The sequence below is a fragment of the Pseudomonas sp. RGB genome (assembly GCF_007713445.1).
Classification (GTDB): Bacteria; Pseudomonadota; Gammaproteobacteria; order Pseudomonadales; family Pseudomonadaceae; genus Aquipseudomonas.
This window is the reverse complement of the sequence record NZ_VMSH01000009.1, coordinates 65012-86393: the sequence shown is the minus strand read 5'-3', so window position 1 is coordinate 86393 and position 21382 is coordinate 65012. Positions and strand designations below refer to the sequence as shown.

Below are 21382 nucleotides of genomic sequence, written 5' to 3'. Positions count from 1 at the left end.
GATCGGATCACCTCCTAAACACTTACAGCGCCCCTCTCCGGCGGCGCGGAGACCAATCATGTCCGAACAGAACATGCATATCTGGAACAAGGTCGATAAGACCGACACCAGGTTCACCAAGAAAGCCAAGGTCAACGGCCAGGACATCACCAGCTTGAGCGGTACCGCGATGGCCATGAAGGCCACCGAGCTGTTTGGTCCGGTCGGCATCGGCTGGGGCTGGAGGATTGTCGAAGAGCGCTTCGATGAGGGTCATGAAATCTTCATCGGAGAAGGCGACAAGCGCGCATGCATAGGTCGCGAGATTGGTCACACAGTCAAAATCGCGCTCTGGTTCATGCAGGACAGCCAGCGTGGCGAGATCGAGCAATACGGCTGCACTCGGTACCAGTACAAAACTACCTACGGCATGATCACTGACGGCGAAGCGCCAAAAAAATCGCTCACCGACGCCATCAAGAAATCGCTTTCGATGCTTGGGTTCAGCGCCGATGTGTTCCTCGGGCTGTTCGATGACGACGCGTACGTCACTCAACTCAAAGAAGAGGAAGCGATCGCAAATGCCGACGACAAGGACGCTGAAATTCTTCGGCAGAAGCAGGAGCGCGTGGACTGGCTCGCCTCAGCAGTTGAGACCATCGGGAAGGCCCTCACTACGTACGAACTGAAAACCTTGAACGTGAAATACATCCGCGAAGCTACTCGCCGCAATGAACCAGCCTTCATCGCCCGCATCACTCGCGCATTCGAAGAACGCAAAGCCAGCCTTGAGAAAGGCAAGGAGGCAGCAGCATGACTCAACTGTACGCACTCACCGGCAAACTCGCCGAACTCCAAGCCATGGCCGACACCGATGATGAAGGCCTTAAAGAGGCTTTGCAGCACGCGATGGACGAAGTCCAGGGCGACTTCAACGACAAGGCCGACAACATCGTTATGTTGCGCCGCAATATCGAAAGCGACGTGACGGCCATCGAAAACGAAATCGAGCGCCTGGCCGAACTCAAGCGGATCAAGTCCAACAGTGTGTCGCAGATCAGCGACTATCTGCGGCGCAACATGGAAGCCGCCAACATCAAGTCGATCAAGCGTCCGCTCTTCACCATCACACTGGCCATGGGCAGCGAACGGGTGATCGTGGATAACGAAGATGCAGTGCCGGACGAACTGACCACTGTGAAGTCGAGCATTGCTCCGGACAAAAAAGCCATTGCCGCCAAGCTCAAGGAGATCCGCGAACATAACGAAGCGGTGCGCAAGCGCATGGCAGCCGGTGAAGACGCTGAACACGAACTTCTACCCGAACCTACCTGGGCTCACTTGGAGCGCGGCGACAGTTCGATCCGAATCAAGTGAGGTCGCCATGTACGTCAGCAACCACCTCAACCTGTTTGAGCAGCACCGCAAGGACGCCTACTCAATATCGGAGCGCACGGCGGAGTTCTTGGCCGCTGGCGGGACAGTCGCGCAGTTGCCAAGCCCGCCACGCAAACCACTGCCACCGCCCCGCTCCACCAAGATCGATCCCGAAACCATCCTCAAGCGCCGCAAGCCGTCTATCACAGCGGCAGAACGTAAGGCGCTGCGCAAACTCGCGGTGGCACTATGAGCAAGCGCAAACCGCATAACCTGCATGCACGCATAGCCCGATCGTGCCGCTCGCTGCTGGCATCCAATCACGTCGCAGTGGTCAACATCGACCCCAGCGGCCGCCAGGGCATGATCAATTACAAGTCACTGAAGAACATCGCGCCGGGGAAGATTGGCCAGGCCGTCTGCGGTATCCCCCACCGATGGACGATCTACCTCAGCGCCCTCTGCATCGACGCCCGCGGCGACCGGTACAGCAAGTCGGTGGAGGTGGCGCCCGATGGCGTCTACCTCTCCGACCACCTGGAAGACGTGATCGAGCATTGCTACAAGCAACTGCGCGACGAGGCCAACCAATGCCAGATGGTGGCTTCAGGCTGGATCGCTATCCCCGACACACTGTCGCTGGACGAGGAGCACGCCGCGCGGATTTTCGAAGCGGTCGGCGCCTGGAACCAGGTGAAGGTCGAGCCATGCGCCGCGTAGCCCCCACAGATCAGAAAGAAAGGACGGCCAGGCTCGCGGAGAAGCGCCAGGAACTGGGCGAACAGGAAATGCGGCAAACAGTTCAGTGCGGCGCACGGGCCATGCTCAGCGAACTGATGAGCTGGCACGGGCTTGAGGAAATCAGCGAAGCCTTGCAGTTGCTGGTTTTAAATGCAAATCCCAAAGGCCTCCCGCCGGCGCCGCCGAAAGTGTCCGGCCCGTCGGAGATCATCCGGCACTACTTCAGGCAGGGCATGCGCGACAGGCTGGACCGCCTCACCGCTGAGCTGGGGGAGACAAAGCACTCACGCACGATTCAACGGCTCATAGCGCATGCCCACTCGCTTGGCCCCATAAAGTCTGCTCCGTTGCTGGAAATTAAGCGCCACAAAATCGACATATCCGAGAACGTGGCGCGCAAATTACGCCAGGCAGGCTTCGCTGTATCGCTCCAAATGAACGCCGACGACGACGATTAATGCCCTTTCACTTTGCTGCATCCGGTTCCCGGAGGGCGGCGCCTACCCGAGGTTCATCAAATGCCCGTACGCCACAGTGCAATTCACAAAATCGACAAGAAGCCCGACGGCAACCCGGCGGTGCTGCATCTGGCCTCAACTGAGCAGGTTGAAAGCCAGGCCCGCGACGATCTGATGCAGCAGTTCAACGAAAACTACAACGCCACCGCCGGCAAGGGATGGGGCTTCTTCCACCAAGAGTCAGGCGCTTTCCCGTTCAGCGGCTGGCTCGGCAAGTACCTGGCCGGCGTCACTGACTTCCTGGCGTTCAGCGCCACGGCCGTCGAGCACCTAACCAAGCTTATGGAAGAGTCGAACCTCACCACCGGCGGGCACGCTATCTTCTGCCACTACCAGCAAGGCATGACCGATTACCTATTCATCGCCCTGGTGCAGGAAACCGAGGCGGTGACGATGACCGAAGAGCTCGCACTGATGACGGTGAAGCGCCTGGACCTGGACCACATCCGCCTGGCCGCACGCATCAACATCAGCGAATGGCAGACCAACCGCCAGTCGAAGCAGTACATCTCGTACCTGAAGGGAAAACAGGGCCGGAAGCTAAACGATTACTTCCGCGACTTCATCGGCTGCCAGGAAGGGATCGACGCCCCGAGCGAAACCCGCACGCTGCTGAAGGCGTTCAGCGACTTTGTTGAAAGCGAAGATCTGCCAGAAGAGTCGGCGCGCGAGAAGACCAACACCCTGGTCAGCTACTCCATGGCCCAGGCCAAGCTGGGCGAACCGATCACCCTCGACGAGCTGTCTAGTCTGATCGATGAAGACCGACCGAAGAACTTCTACGACTTCATCAAGGAGAAGGACTACGGGCTTTCCGAGACCCTGCCGCCGGACAAGAAGACGCTCAACAAATTCCGGCGATTCACTGGCCGGGCCGAGGGTATGTCGATCAGCTTCGAGGCCCACCTGCTGGGCGACAAGATCGAGTTTGACCAGGCTGGGGGGACACTGACGCTGCGGAATCTGCCGACGCAGCTCACGGATCAACTGAAGCGTGCAGGGGCCTGATTATCCGCGCCACGAAATCGTGATTGGTGAAAACGTGGCGCGGAAATTAGATATTGCGCAGCAGCGAGAGGAACTTAAAGAGATTAAGCGCCGGGAGGTAGCTGAGTCGTGAAACGAACCGACGGCTCCCTCGCCGGAGGCGCCTCATCGAAGCCAACCAATGCCACTGTGGAATAGTACGCTGGCTCGTCTGCAACATTCAGTGATTGAGTGCCGACATGGAGGAGCTTGCCGCCGTGAGCCTGAATTAGGTGATTGATATCCCAGGCCAAGGATGTACCAAAGCTCTGACTGCAAAACGCGCAGCTCGACATCTCGTCAGTGCTCAGCTTAATGGTGTGTTTGACAGAAGTTATTTCCATTTTCAACTCCTTATGCCCGTCATGGGCCGACTATCAATACCCCAACCAAAACCAAATTGCCACCACCGGAAGCCGGAGGGTGGCGCCTAACTGGAGGTGATCCATGGATCAGTTTTATCTACAGGACAGCCGGAGCCATGCTTATGTCGGCGACGGCCTGTCGTTCTGGGGCGTGGGCGGCTCTAGATATGTGACGGACCTGGCTAAAGCCCAGGTATTCACCAGGGACGGCGCCTGCGATCACCGCGGCACGGACATACCGTGGCCCAAGGCCTACGTGGATGCAAGGGCGCGATTAGGTGTTGACTGCCAATATGTGACGCTGGGCGAGGCGCTGGACCAGCATCCTGACGCAGCAGAATTTTACATCCAAAAGCCGCAGTGCTGGAACGGCAACAATCTGATTTGGCTCTGTGATGACGGCATGTTCACTAGCGACCTGTCAAAAGCCGTGGTGGTGCCAAGAGTGCACACCATTACTTGGATCGGAAAGCTGGGGCAAACCGGCGGCATTGTGTGGCCTAAACCATACATCGACAAGTTCGCCCGCCGTTTGGTTGAGCGCGACGACGTGAACATCAAGGAGGCCTTGCGAGGAACCGGCATCAAGCTGGGGAAGCCGCAAAAGCCTCGAATGATGATGTTCAACTGCGAAGGTTGTGGCAGGTTCATAAGTGACGCCCAGCGCTATCGGGAAGACTGCCGGAACTGCGGTACAAGTAATACACCATGACTTAGCGGATTTTAGCTAATTCCCACTACCCAACAGAGCCAATTATGGCACCAGTTTAGGACCATGAAAGCTGCAAGGAATCAGGGGTTCGATCCGTCAATTTCTGGAGCATAAGCAACATGAACTTTTCCCCAGCCTATGAGATAGCGTTGCTTACAGCTCCAACATTTAATGTATCCATCTTTAATTACTGAATCTAAAGAAATTCTGCTGCTACAGTCCTTACATGCAAAATCGTTGCCCGGATATTTCCTCACGGTTTTGAACAGCTCATCATCTAACGGACTCACTATAAAAACCGCCCCACACAAATCATTATAACAAGACACCTCAGCGCGATCATTTATTTGCGAATCGCTCACATATATCGTGGTGCTACAACAATCACAATCAATCTCACTAATTCGATTAAAACCTAGAACCATATCAGAATCATTGACTCTCTTGAGTTCGGCAGCGATAGAAACCAAGTCGTCAGGCTTCAGTTTTGAAGGAGCACTCTCCTCCTCCAAGCTTGTTTCATGGAGAAACTTTCCAAGCTTATTATAGTTTTTATTAAGCCACTTTACCGAAAGCATACGATACTCACCCAAATCAAGCCATTCTCCACTTGGCTTGCCATCAACTGAATGTAAGCATATTTCTAGCCTTGCAGGTTTGTCCGCTCTCGGTTCAAATCCAAGCAACAACTTCATAGCCCTCGGTGCCTGCCAAGTTTTATAGACTTCTGGGGGCAAGCTATCCCCTAACTTAGCTAACTTACGGTAGACGATTCGCTCTATAGCCAATCGCAACTCAAGACATGCATGTTGTAACGCGCTATATCCGCCCTGCGCGATGAATGAGTCAGCACGAACTAAGTTTTCATTTATTTGATAAATATCCATATCTAAACCCTATACCACACCATTGATAAATCGTCGGTAAATATACCTGAGAGGTCCCTCTATGTCCGCACATCACAAGAAACACGCCTTCGATTTCAAAACCCAGTATGGACTAGGCTTCAACCCTCAGGACGACGAGATCGTTGTCGACTTCTTCTGTGGTGGTGGCGGCGCCGGTACCGGTTTGGAAATGGGCCTGGGCCGCACGGTGAACGTGGCGAAGAACCACAGCCCGCAAGCAATCAGCATGCACACCATGAACCACCCGGGCGCCCAGCACTTCACCACCGACGTGTTCGAGGGTGACCCGGACACCGAATGTGGCGGCAAGGCCGTCGGCTGGTTCCACATGTCGCCCGACTGCACGCACCACTCCCAGGCAGCCGGCGGCCAGCCGCGCAAGCGCGAGATCCGCAACCTTTCATGGATCGGCCTCAAGTGGGCAGGCATGAAGCGGCCCCGGGTGATCAGCCTGGAGAACGTGAAACAGATCCTGCAGTGGGGCCGGCTGATCGCCAAGCGCGACAAGGTCACCGGCCGGGGGGTGAAACTCGGCGGCGACGTTGCCTCACCTGGTGAGGTGGTGCCGGTGGGCCAGCAGTTCCTGATTCCAGACCCGAAGCAGCGCGGCCGCACCTGGCGCCGCTTCGTCGCGCTGCTGGAAGCCATGGGCTATGTGGTTGAGTGGAAGGTGATCAAGGCGTGCGACTTTGGCGCGCCGACCAGCCGGGAGCGGCTGTTCATGATCGCCCGGTGCGACGGCCAGCCAATCGTGTGGCCCGAGCCGACCCACGCCAAGAACCCCGCCAAGGGCCAGCAGAAGTGGAAAACGGCAGCTGACTGCATCGACTTCACCGACCTGGGCAAAAGCATCTTCGGCCGCAAGAAGGACCTGGCCCCGGCGACCCTGCGCCGCGTAGCCAAAGGCATGAAGAAGTTCGTCATCGATAGCGCGGCGCCGTTCATTGTGCCGATCGCCAACTGGTCAGGGGAAACGGTGCAGTCTGCCGACGAGCCGCTGCGCACCGTCACCTCCTACCCGAAGGGCGGCGCCTTCTCGGTGGTCAGCCCCACGCTGATTCAGTCAGGTTACGGCGAACGCCCAGGGCAAGAGCCACGAGTGCCAGGCCTCGACCACCCACTGGGCACGGTGGTCGCTGGCGGCGTTAAGCACGCACTGACCAGCTCAATTCTGGTAGGCGCCGGCGGGCCGGTGTACGCCGGTCACCCCGTATCGGCCGACCACCCAATGGGGACGCTCATGACCCGCAGTCATCGCGCGGTTGCATCAGCCTGCATCGTCCAGGCCGGGCACGGCGAAGGTTCTGGCGCAAACAAACGCCGATCCCACGGGGTAAATGACATCTGCGGGCCGGTGGGCACCGTCACTGCAAGCGGCGGCGGGCAGTCCGTCAGCACGGCGGTGATGATCCAGGCGAACGGCGGATTCAACACCATGCACGCCAAGGGCATGCACGAACCCATGACCACGGTGACCAATACCGGCAGCCAGCAGCAACTGGCAGTCGCGAACCTGGTGCACTTGCGCGGCAACTGCGATGCACGGGACGTAAATGATCCGCTGCACACCATCAGCGCCGGCGGCCAGCACCACGGGTTGGTCAGCGCATTCATGGAGCGAGCATTCGGCGGCAGCATTGGCCAGGGCCTGGAAGAGCCGGCGCCGACCATCACCGCTGGCGGCGGTGGCAAGAGCTCGCTGGTTTCGCTCACGTTATCGCCTGAGCACGAAGCCGGTGCCCTGCGGGTCGCTGCGTTCCTGATCAGCTACTACGGAACGGAGAACATCAGCGCTTGCAATGCGCCCGCGCCCACAATCACCACCAAAGACCGCCTGGCCATGGTCACGGTGATGGTCAAGGGCATGCCCTACGTAATCGTCGATATCTGCCTGCGGATGCTGAAGCCGGCCGAGCTGTACAAGGCCCAAGGCTTCCCCGCCGACTACATCATCAGCTACGGTGCCGACGGCAAGCCGTTCACCAAAACCCAGCAGGTGCACATGTGCGGCAACAGCGTCAGCCCGCCGCCGATGGCCGCGCTGGCACGGGCCAACGATCCATGGCGCGCAGTCGGGCGACAATGCGAAGCAGCATAGGAGTACATCCGTACTCCTCCCGCGAAGCGCGCATATTACAAGACAGCACCTGCTGACTAATGGTGACTTTCCGAAGCTGCCGGGGCAGTCCTTAGAAAATCTTTCCAAGCCTCATAGGCGTGATGATGCTTCTGAGCAGACTCAAGCCACTCAGGCCCGGTCATCTGCCCGGCCGACACCAACATCATCATTTTGCTAGTGGCAGCATCGAGTTCTACGAGCAGCTCGTGGTATTTGAATCGAACGTCTTCCATACCGCTTTCCTCAGAGGCTCATCCAAGTGGGCCTCATAACGGATCTGATTAATTTTGGATCCAAAAGAGTGACAAGTCAGTCGCTCCAAAGATCCACATCAGCTGATAAGCGGTTGAATTCGAAGCTAGAACGACCTTTGACGTCGCTCTTTTGGGGGAGAAGCAAGGTTGGGTATGGATAGCGAAACTCTCTCGCGAGCAAAATCCGAGCCCCAGACCAGAGCCTGAGACATCGTCTGCCCAGGGCGATCAAGAAAACTATCTTCAAAAATCATCATTCCAGTCTGTCCGTAAATACCAACGAACAACTGGGTCTGATTGGTCTTTGACAGTCGGACTTGGATGTTCAGCAAGATGCCAGATGGAAGACGCTCATCGTGATTGCGGCAATGCAATTCAGGATCAGCCCAATTCCAGTAGATCTGACCGCGGGTACGCATGGTCCGGCCCCATTAGATGTGTGTCGCTCAAGATTACACCAATGCCGGCGGATAGGTACGTGTGGCGCCGAAGGTTCCGCATATCCGACCAAAGGTCATTAATTAACCCCTCCCCTTCACAGTCAGCCGCTATAGCGGCAAGGAACCCGGCATGCCTGAAATAAAGGAACGGCCAATACTCTTTTCGGCGCCGATGGTGCGCGCCATCCTGGAAGGCCGGAAGACGGTCACGCGGCGGGTAATGAAGTCGCAGCCCGACGCCGACGCCACCATCACTGTCGATTTGTACAACGTAGCTGTAACGAATCGTCACGGCTATCAAGAGGCAGGGCCAGAGATCTGTGGCGCCTGGTGGCGCGATGGCGAGTCTGGGTGCAAGTGTCCGTACGGAAAGCCCGGCGACCGACTGTGGGTGCGCGAGACCTTCGCCTTGCTCGGCAACGAGGACGGCTGCTGTATCGACTGGCAAGACAACTTGGTCAAAGGCGACGAACAGGGTGCGGCACGGATCTACCGGGCAAGCTGTCCGCCGGGCGACTACGGGCTGAATCAGATCCCAGCGAAAGCGGAATGGAAGCCAGATACTGAAGCCATGGAGTATGACGGCGCATGGCGCCCGAGTATTCACATGCCGCGCTGGGCCAGCCGCATCCTGCTGGAGATCACCGACGTGCGCGTCGAGCGGCTGCAGGACATCACCACCGAGCAAGCTGCGGCCGAGGGAGTTCACCGAGGCCCGCTTCGTGAGTGGTGCGCGAGCGACGAAGGTGGCGCCTGCCACAAGTACCCGGTTCCAGCATTTCGCGACTTGTGGCAATCCGTCGGTGGAAACTGGGACGCCAACCCGTGGGTCTGGGTGGTCGAGTTCAAGCGGATGACGCCATGATCGCCACACTCTGGTTCGCCTACGTCTTCATCTACAAGGGGCCGAGACCATGAGAGTTGTTCGCCGTTTCGTGGATGATCCTGCCGCCCAGTATGGGTTCCGTTCGGTACCGGCGACCTATGAGGATGCCGAGAAGATCACAGGCTTTCGCCTCGACCGCCGAGTCAACTACTCGATCAACCAGGAAGGCGAGGTCGAGCAGGAAAGCTGGTGCACTTTGGATTGCTCGGGGTGTGGCTGGGGTTGCGAGGGTGGTTGCAGCTGCGGCCCGTCCACGGGTTGCAGCGAATGCGGCTATACCGGAAAGCGCCGGCACTGCTTTGGATTCCCGCCCTCCCCGCCAGAACGCAAGACCCCCTAACCCCAATCCCCCTACATGCCTGCCGGTGAGCGGCGGGCGCACGCCTGGAAAATAATTATGACCATCACCGCCCCGGTCATCCGGTACCACGGCGCCAAGTTCCGGCTTGCGCCGTGGGTATTGCTACACTTCCCACCGCACACATGCTACGTAGAGTCATTCGGCGGCGCCGCAGGCGTGCTGATGCAAAAGCCTCGGTCATATGCCGAGGTCTACAACGACCTCGATGGCGATATCGTTAATCTGTTCAGGGTTTTGCAAGATCAGGAGTCGCGATCGGGACTTATCGAGCGCCTGGTATTCACGCCCTACTCCCGCGAAGAGTTCGAACTTTCCTGGGAGCCGAGCGCCGAGCCGATCGAGCGTGCAAGGCGGACCATCATCAGGGCGCAAATGGGGTTCGGCTCCGCCGGTGCGACTAAGGGCGTGACCGGCTTCCGCATCGACACCAAACGCAAATACGGCACAGCCCAGTCACTCTGGGCCTCCTATCCGGAGCAACTTGCCGAGGTTGGCCAGAGGCTCAGCGGCGTGCTAATCGAAAACCGCCCCGCGATAGAGGTGATCAAGGCGCACGACGGCCCGCAGACATTGCATTACGTCGACCCTCCCTACGTGCATGACACCAGGTACAAAGGCGCGTCGAGCGGACGGTATTACAAACACGAGATGGATGATGCCGCACACCGCGAGCTACTCGGGGTTTTGCTCGAGCTAGAAGGAATGGTCGTGCTGTCGGGATACCCGAGTGACCTGTACGCGGAGCTTCTACCCGGCTGGGCCAGCTACAGCACATCCGCCCGCATCAGCGCCGGGCGCGGCACAGCCAACCGAACCGAATGCATCTGGTTGAACCCTGCCTGTGTCGATCGTGTAAGCCAGATCGGCCTGGACCTCTGCGAAAGAGCATAACCCTAACCCACCTTCTGCCGCCCAGCGCGGCCTTACCGTCTAACCCCTAACGAACGCACAAACTAGCAGAGAGCAACCAAGCCCGGTCATGGCAGGCACTGTGAAAACCGAACCGCACGCCAGGCTAGCGACGCCTCCCAAAAACCATGGCCCCACAAAAACATTCGAAAAATTCATCACCGCACTCCATAGCGAGCTACGAAGCTTACTAAATGCTCGGATCATTAGTATGAAATTTACCTTGCTATCGGCTCCCGCACAGATCCGGTGAACACCATCGGCTTAGTCATGACTACTTAACGCTGCCGCCGAGCGCGGCAAGGACACCCCATGTACGCAATAAAACTCACCCTGCTGATGCTGGGCGTTCTGCTCTACGTGTCAGCCACGGCCTGCTGGTTCTTTTGGATCGGCCCCTGCCTGCTCATGGATGGCGAGACGGCAGACATCCTCGCTGCCTTTGCAGGCACGTGCATCTGGCTGCTGATCACTTTCGGCATGGTCATCCACATCATAAAGACAGCTCGGCCCACGGCGGCCGGCGGGAGGTAGCTATGCCTGAGCCACAAGAAAGACCAGAAGCGTTTCAGCTCGACAAAGTGCCCGAGGCGCGTATGGCCGAAATCATTGGCACTACCAAGCGCGCCCTGGAAGGCAAGCGGGATCGCGGCGTCATCCCTGAGGGTGTGTGGAACAAGATAGATGGTCGGATTTTTTATAGCTTAAGGAGATATGAAGCATGGCTAGAAAGCCAATGGGCCTGCCCACAGGAGTTGAATTCGCTGGCCAGTCCGTTCGCATTCGGTTCACCTGGCGCGGCGAGCGACGCTGCGAGACTCTCGCACACCCACAAACACCAAAAGGGATTAAAGCGGCAGCCGATCTACGCGATCAAGTAATAAGCCTGGCAAAGCATGGGGTTCTGGATGATCAGCGCTACGCTGAACTTTTCCCGAACTCTAGTTACATGCCAATTTCACTGACAATGACGTTCGGCGAGTACGCTCAGGCTTGGATCAACAGCCTAGAGATCGTGCCCGGCACGCGCAGAAACTATCGTGCAACGATCAACACCTACTGGATGCCGTGGCTCGGTCAGCTCCCGATCACGGCAATCACCACCATGGTGCTGCGCAGGATCATCAGCGAAACCGTATGGGAAACCCAATCGATTAAACGTGAATCCATAGCCCGGGTCACCTCGCTGCTCAAGGCCGCGGTGCAAGATGAGTTAATCGACCGCAACCCGGCGACACCGATCAAGCTGCCGAAGAAGGCAAAAAAGCAGGTGGACCCGTTTTCTGGTGTTGAGGCGACTGCAATCATTGACTGGATGTATGCGAACTTCAGTAAGCCTGGCGCGCGGATATTCGCGGCCTACTTTGAGTTCGCTTTTTTCAGCGGGATGAGGACAGGAGAGATAGCGGCTTTGCGCTGGGGCGAGGTCGACATGGATACGCGCACCGCGCACGTATGCCGCATCGTTGTGGACGGGGAAGTAGAAGAGCGTACTAAGACGAAGTACGCTAGAACGGTAATGCTCAACAGTCGTGCTCTGAATGCCTTGCGGCAGGCCAGGCAAATCGCCGACGACCGCTTGCTACAGCGGAGGAGGATCAAAACAGAGTCGCCGTATGTTTTCCCGCCTTCGGGCAGTTCGGATTTTATCGGTCGACCCTCCCAGACCGGAGAGCAGTTCGCCAAGGCACTGGCTGCTCTGGAAATACGGCCTCGGCCCCAGTACAACTGCCGCCATACCTATGCCACTATGTGTTTGATGGCTGGAATGAACTCTGCCTTCATCGCGGGACAGCTTGGGCACAGCATCCAAGTGCTGTTGACGACCTATGCAAAGTGGCTTTCGTCAACCACGGACTGGTCAGAAGTCGGAAAGCTTGAGCAGGCAATGATTGGTACAAAATCGGTACAACCCTAACCAATCATCGGCTTACCGCCTTTATTTAAAGGCTCTCTATCGCTTTCTGATCCATACTCCTAAAATGTAACGGCATTTGTCATATAACCCGTTCCTGAACGGTATTTCCTTACTTTTTAGCGAGTTCACCCGCGTGAAAATTCGTCTCTCTATTGTCAGCCTATTTTTTGCATTTACAGGCACCTTCGCGCACGCAGCCGAAACCACCTTGGCCCCGCGCGACACCTCCAAACTGCAGATCGCTTCCGGCAGCGCCATGCTGGTTGACCTGCAGACCAACAAAGTCATCTATTCCAGCAACCCCGATGTCGTCGTGCCCATCGCCTCCGTCAGCAAACTGATGACCGGCCTGATCGTGCTTGAAGCCAAGCAGAACATGGACGAATACATCGACATCAACATCAAAGACACGCCAGAAATGAAAGGCGTGTTCTCGCGCGTGAAAATCGGCAGCGAAATGCCGCGCAAGGAAATGCTGCTGATTGCCCTGATGTCTTCGGAAAACCGCGCTGCCGCCAGCCTGGCCCATCACTACCCAGGCGGCTACCCAGCCTTTATTGCCGCAATGAACGCCAAGGCCAAGGCCCTGGGCATGACCAGCACGCACTATGTCGAACCCACCGGGCTGTCGATTCACAACGTGTCCACTGCGCGCGACTTGAGCAAGCTGCTGGCCTATGCGCGCAAGTTTCCGATGCTGAGTCAGTTGAGCACCACCAAGGAAAAGACCGTGTCGTTTCGCAAACCCAACTACACCCTGGGTTTCTCCAACACTGACCACCTGATCAACCGCGCCAATTGGGACATCAAGTTGACCAAGACCGGTTTCACCAATCAGGCTGGCCACTGCCTGGTGCTGGTCACCAGCATGAGTAACCGCCCAGTGTCGCTGGTGATTCTGGATGCCTTTGGCAAGTTCACGCACTTTGCCGATGCCGGGCGCATTCGTAACTGGGTCGAGACTGGCAAGAGCGGTTCGGTGCCGGACGTAGCGCTGCGCTACAAGGCCGACAAGAACCTGAAGAACCGCCCTAACGCCGCAGAAGTGCGTCGCTAAGCACCACAGTTCCGATGTGGGAGCGGGCTTGCTCGCGAAGGCGGTGGGTCAGTTATGAATGTATCGACTGACACTCGGCTTTCGCGAGCAAGCCCGCTCCCACGTGGGGTTCAGCGTATTTTTACTTCCTTTGCGCCAACACCTTGAGCGCCTGCGCCGCCGCCTGCTCCTGGCCGGCTTGGGCGGTCGCGTTCGCCGCCGCCCGCCAGCGCTGCTCATCCACATTCGCCGGCAGTTGGCTCGGACGCTGAGTCAGGATGGCCCAGTTGCCTGCGCTCTTCCACGCTGACTCAAAGTCGCTGAAGCTCATCACCAAACGCCGGTCCATGCCCGAGCGCAACAGCACCGTGCTCTTCTGTTGGTTGAACCCCACCACCACGACATAGCGTGTGCCGGACCAAAAGCTCGGGTTGATCCGCGCCATCACCGGGTAACCCGCCGCCACCTGCGCCAGCACGGCCGTCAGCTGGTTGTCCAGCGGATACACCATCAGCCCGTATTCACGCGCCAGCACCTGCATGTTGCGCTCCAGGTCCGCCTCGCCGCCTGGCAAGTGCAGGGGCTTATCCAGCAAGCCGGGTGTCATGACAATGCCTTGTTGCGACAGCATGCTGGCTAAAGCCGAGGGGCCACTCAGGTAAGCCTCGCTGCGAAAGGTCGGCACGCCGTTGAGTTCGACACGCTCCGGCAGGCCCGCCAACCTCGACGGGTGCCCGGAACAGGCCGCGAGCCCCAGGGCGCAGGCCAGCAGCAAGGATGTTTTAACGTTCGACCGTAACCGCAATTTTTTACTCTCTTGATCAACTGCCGGTAAGGGCCCTGATCATAGGATGCTCCGCACGGCGGGTATAGCCCGAGGCGTCAGTAAAATGCGCTGGATAGAGCAAACAAGTTGGATGGACTCGACCATTGGTCAATAGCAGGCAACCGTCAGGTAGCTAGACTGTCCATTGAGAAGACTGTGTGTGCCCCCTGCGGGGCGAAAGGAGGCCCGAATGAGCCTTGCAACAACGATTTTCCTGTTGATCTGCGGTTGGCTGGCGGTAGCCAGCGCCATGTTGTGGGGGGTCATGCGCGTGACTCGCCGGCATCATCACCCCCACGTCAAACCTGCTGCACCGGCCAAACACCCGAAGGCCGCGGTGCATCACGCCTAGCCGGGCATGCAATTAAAGTCTTGAGTCGCTGCCACTTCCTTGCCGTGCCCGTCCTTGAGGACGGCACGCACGGTGGTGCCCAGGCTCGATTCAGTCAGGGTGTAGTGCTCACCCGCCTGGAAATGCTTGTACTCGACCCGGCCCTGGCAATCCTGCTGATTGTCATCGCCTGCCTCCTCCTCGAATAAGGTCACATCCAGGCGATGGTCACCCGGTGTCACCTCAAAAAAGCGCCCGTCGTCCACACGCTTGCCGTCGACACGCTCGGCCATCAGGTCATTCGGCGCCTCTTCTTTCAAACCAATCCAGGCTTCGCTCGGGTCAGCCTTGGGAATCGGGCCGGCGCAGGCCGACAACAACAAAACAGCACCAAGGGCTGGGATCAACAACAATGGTTTAAGTGACATGGCAGGGCTCCAAAGGACATCAGAAAAAAACGTTGGACGGCGTCAAAATGTGTCGCGTCCGATGGGAGACAAGCTTGGAGAGCTGCCCTTTGTAGAACAAATGAATACATATGAAACGATCTTCAGCCGTTAACTAAATGTTCCTTCACCTGGCTGAAAGGTGCGTGTTAGGTGGGTCGGGCAAGACTGCCGGGGTTTGCAATTCTGCTCCCTCGGAGGTTCACGCATGCTCGGGCTGGTAAAGACCGCACTGCAAAAGCCGTACACGTTTATCGTGTTGGCCATATTCATCTGTATCGTCGGGCCGATGGCGGCCCTGAAAACCCCTACGGATGTTTTCCCCGATATCGGCATCCCCGTCGTCGCGGTGGTCTGGCAATACAACGGCCTGTCGCCGGACGCCATGGCCGGTCGGGTGATCTACACCTACGAACGCTCCCTGAGCACCACCGTCAACGACATCGAACACATCGAATCGCAATCGCTGCCCGGCATGGGCATCGTCAAGATCTTCTTCCAGCCTGGGGTGGACATCCGCACCGCCAACGCGCAAGTGACCGCGGTGTCACAAACCGTGCTCAAGCAGATGCCACCGGGCATCACGCCACCGCTGATCCTCAACTACAGCGCCTCCACGGTGCCGATCCTGCAAATGGCGTTCTCCAGCCCCAGCCTTTCGGAAGCCAAGATCCGTGACCTGGTGCAGAACAACATTCGCCTGCCGCTGAGCGCCCTGCCCGGCCTGGCCATGCCCACGCCAATGGGCGGCAAGCAGCGCCAGATCACCCTCGACCTCGACCCGCAAGCCCTGGCGGCCAAAGGCCTGTCGGCGCAGGACGTGGGCAACGCCCTGGCGCTGCAGAACCAGATCATCCCGGTGGGTACCGCCAAGCTCGGCCCCAACGAATACACGATCCTGCTCAACAACAGCCCCAAGGCGATTGATGAACTCAACGACCTGCCGATCAAGACGGTCGATGGCGCACTGATCACCATCGGCCAAGTGGCCCACGTGCGTGACGGTTCGCCGCCGCAGACCAACATCGTGCGCGTCGACGGCCACCGCGCGGTGCTGATGCCGGCGTTGAAAAACGGCAGCATCTCGACCTTGTCGATCATCGACGGCATCCGCCAGATGTTGCCGCGCATCAACGAAACCCTGCCGCCGTCGCTGAAGACCTCGCTGTTGGGCGACGCCTCGGTGTTCGTCAAGCAATCGGTGGGCAGCGTGGCCCAGGAAGGCATCATCGCCGCGCTGCTGACCAGTGCGATGATCCTGCTGTTCCTCGGCAGCTGGCGTTCAACGCTGATCATCGCCGCATCGATTCCCTTGGCCGTGCTGTCGGCGATCGCGCTGCTGGCGGTCACCGGGCAAACCCTCAACGTCATGACCCTGGGCGGGCTGGCGTTGGCGGTGGGGATTCTGGTGGACGACGCCACGGTTACCATCGAAAACATCAACTGGCACCTGGAACAAGGCAAGGCGGTGAAGACCGCGATCCTCGACGGCGCCGCACAAATCGTCGGCCCGGCGTTCGTCTCGCTGCTGTGTATCTGCATCGTGTTCGTGCCGATGTTCCTGCTGCAAGGCATCGCCGGCTATCTGTTCCGGCCGATGGCGCTGGCGGTGATTTTCGCCATGGCCAGCTCGTTCATCCTTTCGCGCACCCTGGTGCCGACCCTGGCGATGTTCCTGCTCAAGCCGCACACACCGGAACAAGGCGCAGGGCATCACCCCGAAGATGCATTCATCAACCACCACGAAGGCGATCAGCACAAAAAACCGCGCAACGCCGTGCTGCAATCGGTGCTTAATTTTCAGCAAGGCTTCGAGCGCCACTTCTCGAATATTCGCGACACTTACCACGGCTTGCTGATTCTCGCGCTGGGCAACCGCAAGCGCTTTATCGTCGGCTTCCTGGCCTGCGTGCTTGCCTCGTTTCTGCTGCTGCCCAGCCTGGGCCAGGACTTCTTCCCGGCCACCGACGCCGGCGCCCTCGCCCTTCACGTGCGTTTGCCGCTGGGCACGCGGATTGAAGAAAGCGCGGCGGCGTTCGACCGGATTGAAGCGCGGATTCGCGAAGTGATACCCGCCGAAGAACTCGACACCATCGTCGACAACATCGGCATTCCGCTCAGCGGCATCGACATGGCCTACAGCAGCAGCGGCACCATCGGCCCGCAGGATGGCGACATCCAGGTCACGCTGAAAAAGGACCACGCGCCCACCGCCGACTACGTGAAAAAACTGCGTGAAGCCTTGCCGGAAAGCTTCCCCGGCAGCCACTTCGCGTTCCTGCCGGCGGACATCAGCAGCCAAATCCTCAACTTCGGCGCACCGGCCCCGCTGGACGTGAAAATCTCCGGGCGCAGCGATGAAGAAAACCGCATCTACGCGGTGGAACTCGAACGTCGGCTGTCGCACATTCCGGGCATCGCCGACCTGCGCATCCAGCAGTCCACCGGCTACCCATCGCTGCAAGTTAACGTTGATCGCATGCGCGCCAATGGCCTGGGCATCACCGAGCGTGACGTGACCAACAGCATGGTCGCCTCCCTCGCCGGCAGCTCGCAAACCGCGCCGACCTTCTGGCTCAACCCGGCCAACGGCGTGTCGTACTCCATCGTGGCGGCAACGCCGCAATACCGCCTCGACAGCCTGCCGTCCCTGGAAGCCTTGCCGGTCACCGGGGCCGATGGCCAGTCACAAATTCTCGGCGGCGTAGCCACCATCGAACGCGTGCAAAGCCCGGCAGTGGTGACCCACTACAACATCGAACCCACCCTGGACCTGTATGCCAACGTGCAAGGCCGCGACCTCGGCGGCGTGGCGCGCGATGTGCAAAAAGTGCTGGATGACACCGCCTCCATGCGCCCCAAAGGCGCGGTGATCAGCCTGCATGGGCAGATCGATGCGCTGCACGAAGCCTTCAGTGGTTTGAGCTTCGGCCTGCTCGGCGCCGTGGTGCTGATCTACTTGCTGATCGTGGTCAACTTCCAGTCGTGGGCCGACCCGTTCGTGATCATCACCGCCTTGCCGGCCGCGCTGGCGGGCATCGTGTGGATGCTGTTCCTCAGCGGCACTTCGCTGTCGGTGCCGGCGTTGACCGGGGCCATCCTGTGCATGGGCGTGGCCACCGCCAACTCGATCCTGGTGGTGAGCTTCTGCCGTGAACGCCTGGCCGAACATGGCGATGCGTTGAAGGCCGCGATGGAGGCCGGTTACACGCGCTTCCGGCCGGTGTGCATGACGGCTCTGGCGATGATCATCGGCATGTTGCCGCTGGCGTTGTCCGAAGAGCAGAACTCGCCCCTTGGCCGGGCAGTGATCGGCGGCTTGATCTTCGCCACCGTCGCCACCCTGTTTTTTGTACCCGTGGTCTTCAGCCTGGTCCACGGTCGTCACCCTACTCGCGCTGCTGCTGGAGAAACTTCACATGTCGTCTGATCACAAACCCTCGCGCAAGCGTCTGATGCTCATGGGTGTCGGCGGCCTGACACTGGCCGCCCTGTTGGTCGCCAACGGCCTGCACGCCCGCACGATGCACGAACAATCGGTGAGTGCCTGGACCGAAACCGCCGCCATCCCGCAAGTGATGGTGTTCCAGCCCAAACAAAACGTGGCCGGCGACACCTTGCGCCTGCCCGCGCACCTGGAGGCCTGGAGCAAGGCACCGATCCACGCGCGCGTCAGCGGCTACTTGAAGGACTGGAAAGCCGACATCGGCACCCAGGTCAAAGCCGGGCAAGTGCTCGCCGAAATCGACAGTCCCGACCTCGACCAGCAAATGGCGCAGACCCACGCGCGGCTGGTGCAGGAGCAAGCCAACGCACGCCTGGCCGAAACCACCGCCACGCGCTGGCAGAACCTGTTGGCCAGCCATTCGGTGTCGCGTCAGGAGGCCGATGAAAAAACCTCCAACGCTGCCGCCGCCAAAGCCAATGCCGAGGCGGCCGCCGCCGACTACGCACGCCTGTCGGCACTGGAAAGCTACAAGACCATCCGCGCGCCATTCGCCGGCACCATCACCGCGCGCAATACCGATATTGGCCAGTTGATCAAGGCTGATACCGACAGCGACCCGGAGCTGTTCAACATTGCCGATACCCATCAACTCAGACTTTACGTGCCGGTGCCGCAGAACTATGCAGCCGTGATTCATCCAGGGTTAGAAGCCGAGCTGACGGTGCCCGAGCATCCCGGCGAGCACTTCAAGGCGCGCCTGATCGGCGACTCCACGGCCATCGACCGCCGCTCTGGCACCCTGCTTGCGCAGTTCGTCGCCGACAACCCCAACGGCGAATTGCTGCCCGGTGATTACGCCGAAGCCACCCTGCCCATTCCGGCGGATACCCACGGCGTGAGTATCCCGGCCAGTGCACTGATCTTCCGCGCCCAAGGTACCCAGGTTGCGGTGCTGGACGCGCAAAATCACGTGCACCTGCAAGGCATCCACATCGGCCTCGACCTGGGCGAACGCCTGGTGATCGACCAAGGTTTGAAACCCGCCGACCGCGTGGTCGACAACCCGCCCGATGCCCTGCGCGAAGGCGACCCCGTGCAACTGGCCGACGCCGGAGGTGCGCATGCGCCCAAGGCTTAAACCCCTGGCGGCGTTGATGCTGCTGCTGTTGCAGGGCTGCTCGATGGCGCCCACCTACAAGGTGCCGTCGGTGGACCTGCCGGCCGGCTATCGCGAACAGACCAGCGATGGGCCGTGGCACAGCGCGCAACCGTCCGACCAACTGGCGCCCGAGTGGTGGAAGCTCTACAACGACCCGCGCCTGACCGACCTGCAACAGCAACTGCTCAAGGCCAACCCGGATCTGGCGGCGGCATTGGCGCATTTCGATGCGTCCCAGGCGTATGCCAGCCAGTTGCACGCAGGGTTGTTCCCGCAAATTACCGCCAGTGCGCAGCCGCTGCGTCAGCGGCAATCGGACACACGACCACTGCGCGGGGATACGCAACCGTCGGTGTACAACAGCAATACGGCGGGCTTCTCGCTGAGCTACGACCTGGACCTGTGGGGCAAGATTCGCAACCAGGTCGCAGCAGGCGATGCCCAGGCGCAAGCATCCGGCGATGATTTGGCGGTGGCGCGCCTGAGCCTGCAGCACCAGTTGGCGACGCTGTATGTGCAGCTCAACGGGCTGGATGCGCAGAGCCGGATTCTGAACAGCTCGCTGGACGATTTCAGCCAGGCGTTGCAACTCACGCGCAGCCGTTACGAAGGCCAGATTGCCTCGGAGCTGGACCTCACCCGTGCGCAAAACCAACTGGCCGAAGCCAAGGCGCAACTGGACGAAGTGCGCGGGCAACGCAACCTGACCGAACACGCGATTGGCGAATTGGTGGGCGTGGCGGCCAGTAACTTCAGCTTGCCGCCCAGCCAGCAATTGATTGCGCTGCCAGGGATTCCATCGCAGTTGCCCAGCCACCTGTTGCAACGGCGCCCAGACATCGCGGCGGCGGAACGCCGAGTGTTTGCTGCCAATGCCAACATCGGCGTGGCGAAGGCCGCGTGGTACCCGGACTTCAGCTTGACCGGGTTGATTGGCGGGCAAACTCAGGGGGTTGGCAACCTGCTGTCCGCCGGTAACCGCTACTGGGCGCTGGGGCCGTTGGTGAACTTGCCGATCTTTGATGGCGGACGCTTGAGTGCCAATGAGCGTCAGGCCAAAGCCGAGTTTGAAGAGGCGTCGGCGCAATACCGCAGCCATGTGCTCAAAGCCATGCGCGAGGTGGAAGACAACCTGGCGCAGCTAAGGGATTTGCAGCAGGAAGCGCAGGACGAACAAGCGGCGGCGGATGCGGCAGAGCATACGCAGTCACTGGCGATGAACAGCTATCAGGCGGGAGCCGTGAGTTACCTGGATGTGGTGACCGCGCAGACAGCGGCGTTGCAGGCGCAAAGGACCTTGCAGGCGGTGCAGACGCGGCAGTTGCAGGCGAGTGTGGGGCTGGTGACGGCGCTCGGCGGTGGATGGCAACCGGGCGCCTCAGATCGCTCGTAGGTTCAGCTCGGTTCCAGATGTGAGAGGGGGCTTGCCCTCGATGGTGGTGTGCCATAAGGCTTATTTGTATCTGATACACCGCTATCGGGGGCAAGCCCCCTCCCACAGGGGTTCTGCGCCAGACACACAATGTGTGAACACCTCAGATCCAATGTGGGAGGGGGCTTGCCCCTCCCACAGGGGCCTGCGCCAGACACACAATGTATGAATACCTCAGATCCAATGTGGGA

General features: G+C 59.3%; 23 protein-coding genes. 19 read left to right on the top strand and 4 right to left on the bottom strand.

Annotation, left to right across the window (positions count from 1 at the left end; all coding sequences use genetic code 11):
- Positions 1-58 precede the first annotated feature (58 nt).
- From FPT15_RS19440 to FPT15_RS19410, 7 genes are all read left to right on the top strand, one after another.
- A complete protein-coding gene (locus FPT15_RS19440) occupies positions 59-796 on the top strand; it encodes a hypothetical protein (protein ID WP_145163820.1) in 738 nt (245 codons plus the stop codon).
- On the top strand, positions 793-1356 hold the full coding sequence (locus FPT15_RS19435) for a siphovirus Gp157 family protein (RefSeq protein ID WP_145163819.1): 564 nt from the start codon (positions 793-795) through the stop codon (positions 1354-1356). Before FPT15_RS19440 ends, FPT15_RS19435 begins: the two co-directional genes overlap by 4 nt.
- Before the next feature lie 7 nt (positions 1357-1363).
- Positions 1364-1609, top strand: coding sequence for a hypothetical protein (locus FPT15_RS19430; protein WP_145163817.1), 246 nt, complete (start codon positions 1364-1366; stop codon positions 1607-1609).
- A complete protein-coding gene (locus tag FPT15_RS19425) occupies positions 1606-2076 on the top strand; it encodes a hypothetical protein (RefSeq protein ID WP_145163815.1) in 471 nt (156 codons plus the stop codon). The genes FPT15_RS19430 and FPT15_RS19425 overlap by 4 nt, the downstream gene beginning before the upstream one ends.
- Positions 2064-2555: a hypothetical protein gene (locus FPT15_RS19420; protein WP_145163813.1), complete on the top strand. Its 492-nt coding sequence runs from the start codon at positions 2064-2066 to the stop codon at positions 2553-2555. Before FPT15_RS19425 ends, FPT15_RS19420 begins: the two co-directional genes overlap by 13 nt.
- A gap of 60 nt (positions 2556-2615) precedes the next feature.
- The gene (gene yejK, locus FPT15_RS19415) at positions 2616-3623 is read left to right on the top strand and encodes a nucleoid-associated protein YejK (RefSeq protein WP_145163811.1); all 1008 of its coding nucleotides are present in this window, start codon (positions 2616-2618) and stop codon (positions 3621-3623) included.
- A gap of 465 nt (positions 3624-4088) precedes the next feature.
- Positions 4089-4718 (top strand): hypothetical protein, encoded by a 630-nt coding sequence (locus tag FPT15_RS19410; RefSeq protein WP_145163809.1) that lies wholly within the window; start codon positions 4089-4091, stop codon positions 4716-4718.
- Positions 4719-4798: 80 nt separating this feature from the next.
- Here the strand turns inward: FPT15_RS19410 and FPT15_RS19405 are convergent, their stop codons facing one another.
- Complete coding sequence (locus FPT15_RS19405) at positions 4799-5605, bottom strand: hypothetical protein (RefSeq protein ID WP_145163807.1); 807 nt, start codon at positions 5603-5605, stop codon at positions 4799-4801.
- Between the two features lie 61 nt (positions 5606-5666).
- Here FPT15_RS19405 and FPT15_RS19400 point away from each other — a divergent pair, with 61 nt between their 5' ends.
- A complete protein-coding gene (locus FPT15_RS19400) occupies positions 5667-7724 on the top strand; it encodes a DNA cytosine methyltransferase (protein WP_145163805.1) in 2058 nt (685 codons plus the stop codon).
- A 56-nt stretch (positions 7725-7780) separates the two neighbouring features.
- On the opposite strand, the gene FPT15_RS19395 is transcribed toward FPT15_RS19400, so the two are convergent.
- Positions 7781-7978: a hypothetical protein gene (locus tag FPT15_RS19395; protein ID WP_145163803.1), complete on the bottom strand. Its 198-nt coding sequence runs from the start codon at positions 7976-7978 to the stop codon at positions 7781-7783.
- A 591-nt stretch (positions 7979-8569) separates the two neighbouring features.
- Between FPT15_RS19395 and FPT15_RS19385 the strand changes: the two genes are divergently transcribed.
- The 7 genes from FPT15_RS19385 (at position 8570) to pbpG (ending at position 13570) form a co-directional block, all read left to right on the top strand.
- A complete protein-coding gene (locus tag FPT15_RS19385) occupies positions 8570-9304 on the top strand; it encodes a morphogenetic protein (protein WP_145163798.1) in 735 nt (244 codons plus the stop codon).
- Between the two features lie 49 nt (positions 9305-9353).
- Positions 9354-9665, top strand: a complete 312-nt coding sequence (locus FPT15_RS19380) for a hypothetical protein (RefSeq protein WP_145163796.1) — start codon at positions 9354-9356, stop codon at positions 9663-9665.
- 57 nt (positions 9666-9722) lie between these two features.
- Positions 9723-10577 (top strand): DNA adenine methylase, encoded by an 855-nt coding sequence (locus tag FPT15_RS19375; protein WP_145163794.1) that lies wholly within the window; start codon positions 9723-9725, stop codon positions 10575-10577.
- A gap of 330 nt (positions 10578-10907) precedes the next feature.
- A complete protein-coding gene (locus tag FPT15_RS19370; protein ID WP_145163792.1) occupies positions 10908-11129 on the top strand; it encodes a hypothetical protein in 222 nt (73 codons plus the stop codon).
- 2 nt (positions 11130-11131) lie between these two features.
- Positions 11132-11476: a hypothetical protein gene (locus FPT15_RS30120; protein WP_256676495.1), complete on the top strand. Its 345-nt coding sequence runs from the start codon at positions 11132-11134 to the stop codon at positions 11474-11476.
- On the top strand, positions 11377-12513 hold the full coding sequence (locus FPT15_RS19365) for a tyrosine-type recombinase/integrase (RefSeq protein WP_256676501.1): 1137 nt from the start codon (positions 11377-11379) through the stop codon (positions 12511-12513). The genes FPT15_RS30120 and FPT15_RS19365 overlap by 100 nt, the downstream gene beginning before the upstream one ends.
- A 133-nt stretch (positions 12514-12646) precedes the next feature.
- Positions 12647-13570, top strand: coding sequence for a D-alanyl-D-alanine endopeptidase (pbpG, locus tag FPT15_RS19360; protein WP_145163788.1), 924 nt, complete (start codon positions 12647-12649; stop codon positions 13568-13570).
- Positions 13571-13691: 121 nt separating this feature from the next.
- Here the strand turns inward: pbpG and FPT15_RS19355 are convergent, their stop codons facing one another.
- The gene (locus FPT15_RS19355; RefSeq protein ID WP_145163786.1) at positions 13692-14354 is read right to left on the bottom strand and encodes a peptidase C39 family protein; all 663 of its coding nucleotides are present in this window, start codon (positions 14352-14354) and stop codon (positions 13692-13694) included.
- A gap of 211 nt (positions 14355-14565) precedes the next feature.
- Here FPT15_RS19355 and FPT15_RS29825 point away from each other — a divergent pair, with 211 nt between their 5' ends.
- Positions 14566-14727, top strand: a complete 162-nt coding sequence (locus tag FPT15_RS29825) for a hypothetical protein (protein ID WP_178119724.1) — start codon at positions 14566-14568, stop codon at positions 14725-14727.
- Here the strand turns inward: FPT15_RS29825 and FPT15_RS19350 are convergent.
- Positions 14724-15134 carry a hypothetical protein gene (locus FPT15_RS19350; protein ID WP_106578850.1) on the bottom strand — a complete coding sequence of 137 codons (411 nt, stop codon included), beginning with the start codon at positions 15132-15134 and terminating at the stop codon, positions 14724-14726. The genes FPT15_RS29825 and FPT15_RS19350 overlap by 4 nt on opposite strands.
- Before the next feature lie 226 nt (positions 15135-15360).
- On the opposite strand from FPT15_RS19350, the gene FPT15_RS19345 reads away from it, so the two are divergent.
- From FPT15_RS19345 to FPT15_RS19335, 3 genes are read left to right on the top strand one after another with little or no spacing between them, the layout of a single operon-like run.
- Entirely contained in the window at positions 15361-18582 is a 3222-nt protein-coding gene (locus FPT15_RS19345; RefSeq protein ID WP_145163784.1) for an efflux RND transporter permease subunit, read from the top strand.
- Complete coding sequence (locus FPT15_RS19340) at positions 18572-19738, top strand: efflux RND transporter periplasmic adaptor subunit (protein ID WP_145163782.1); 1167 nt, start codon at positions 18572-18574, stop codon at positions 19736-19738. Before FPT15_RS19345 ends, FPT15_RS19340 begins: the two co-directional genes overlap by 11 nt.
- Positions 19722-21152: an efflux transporter outer membrane subunit gene (locus FPT15_RS19335; RefSeq protein WP_145163779.1), complete on the top strand. Its 1431-nt coding sequence runs from the start codon at positions 19722-19724 to the stop codon at positions 21150-21152. The genes FPT15_RS19340 and FPT15_RS19335 overlap by 17 nt, the downstream gene beginning before the upstream one ends.
- The last annotated feature ends 230 nt before the right edge of the window (positions 21153-21382 follow it).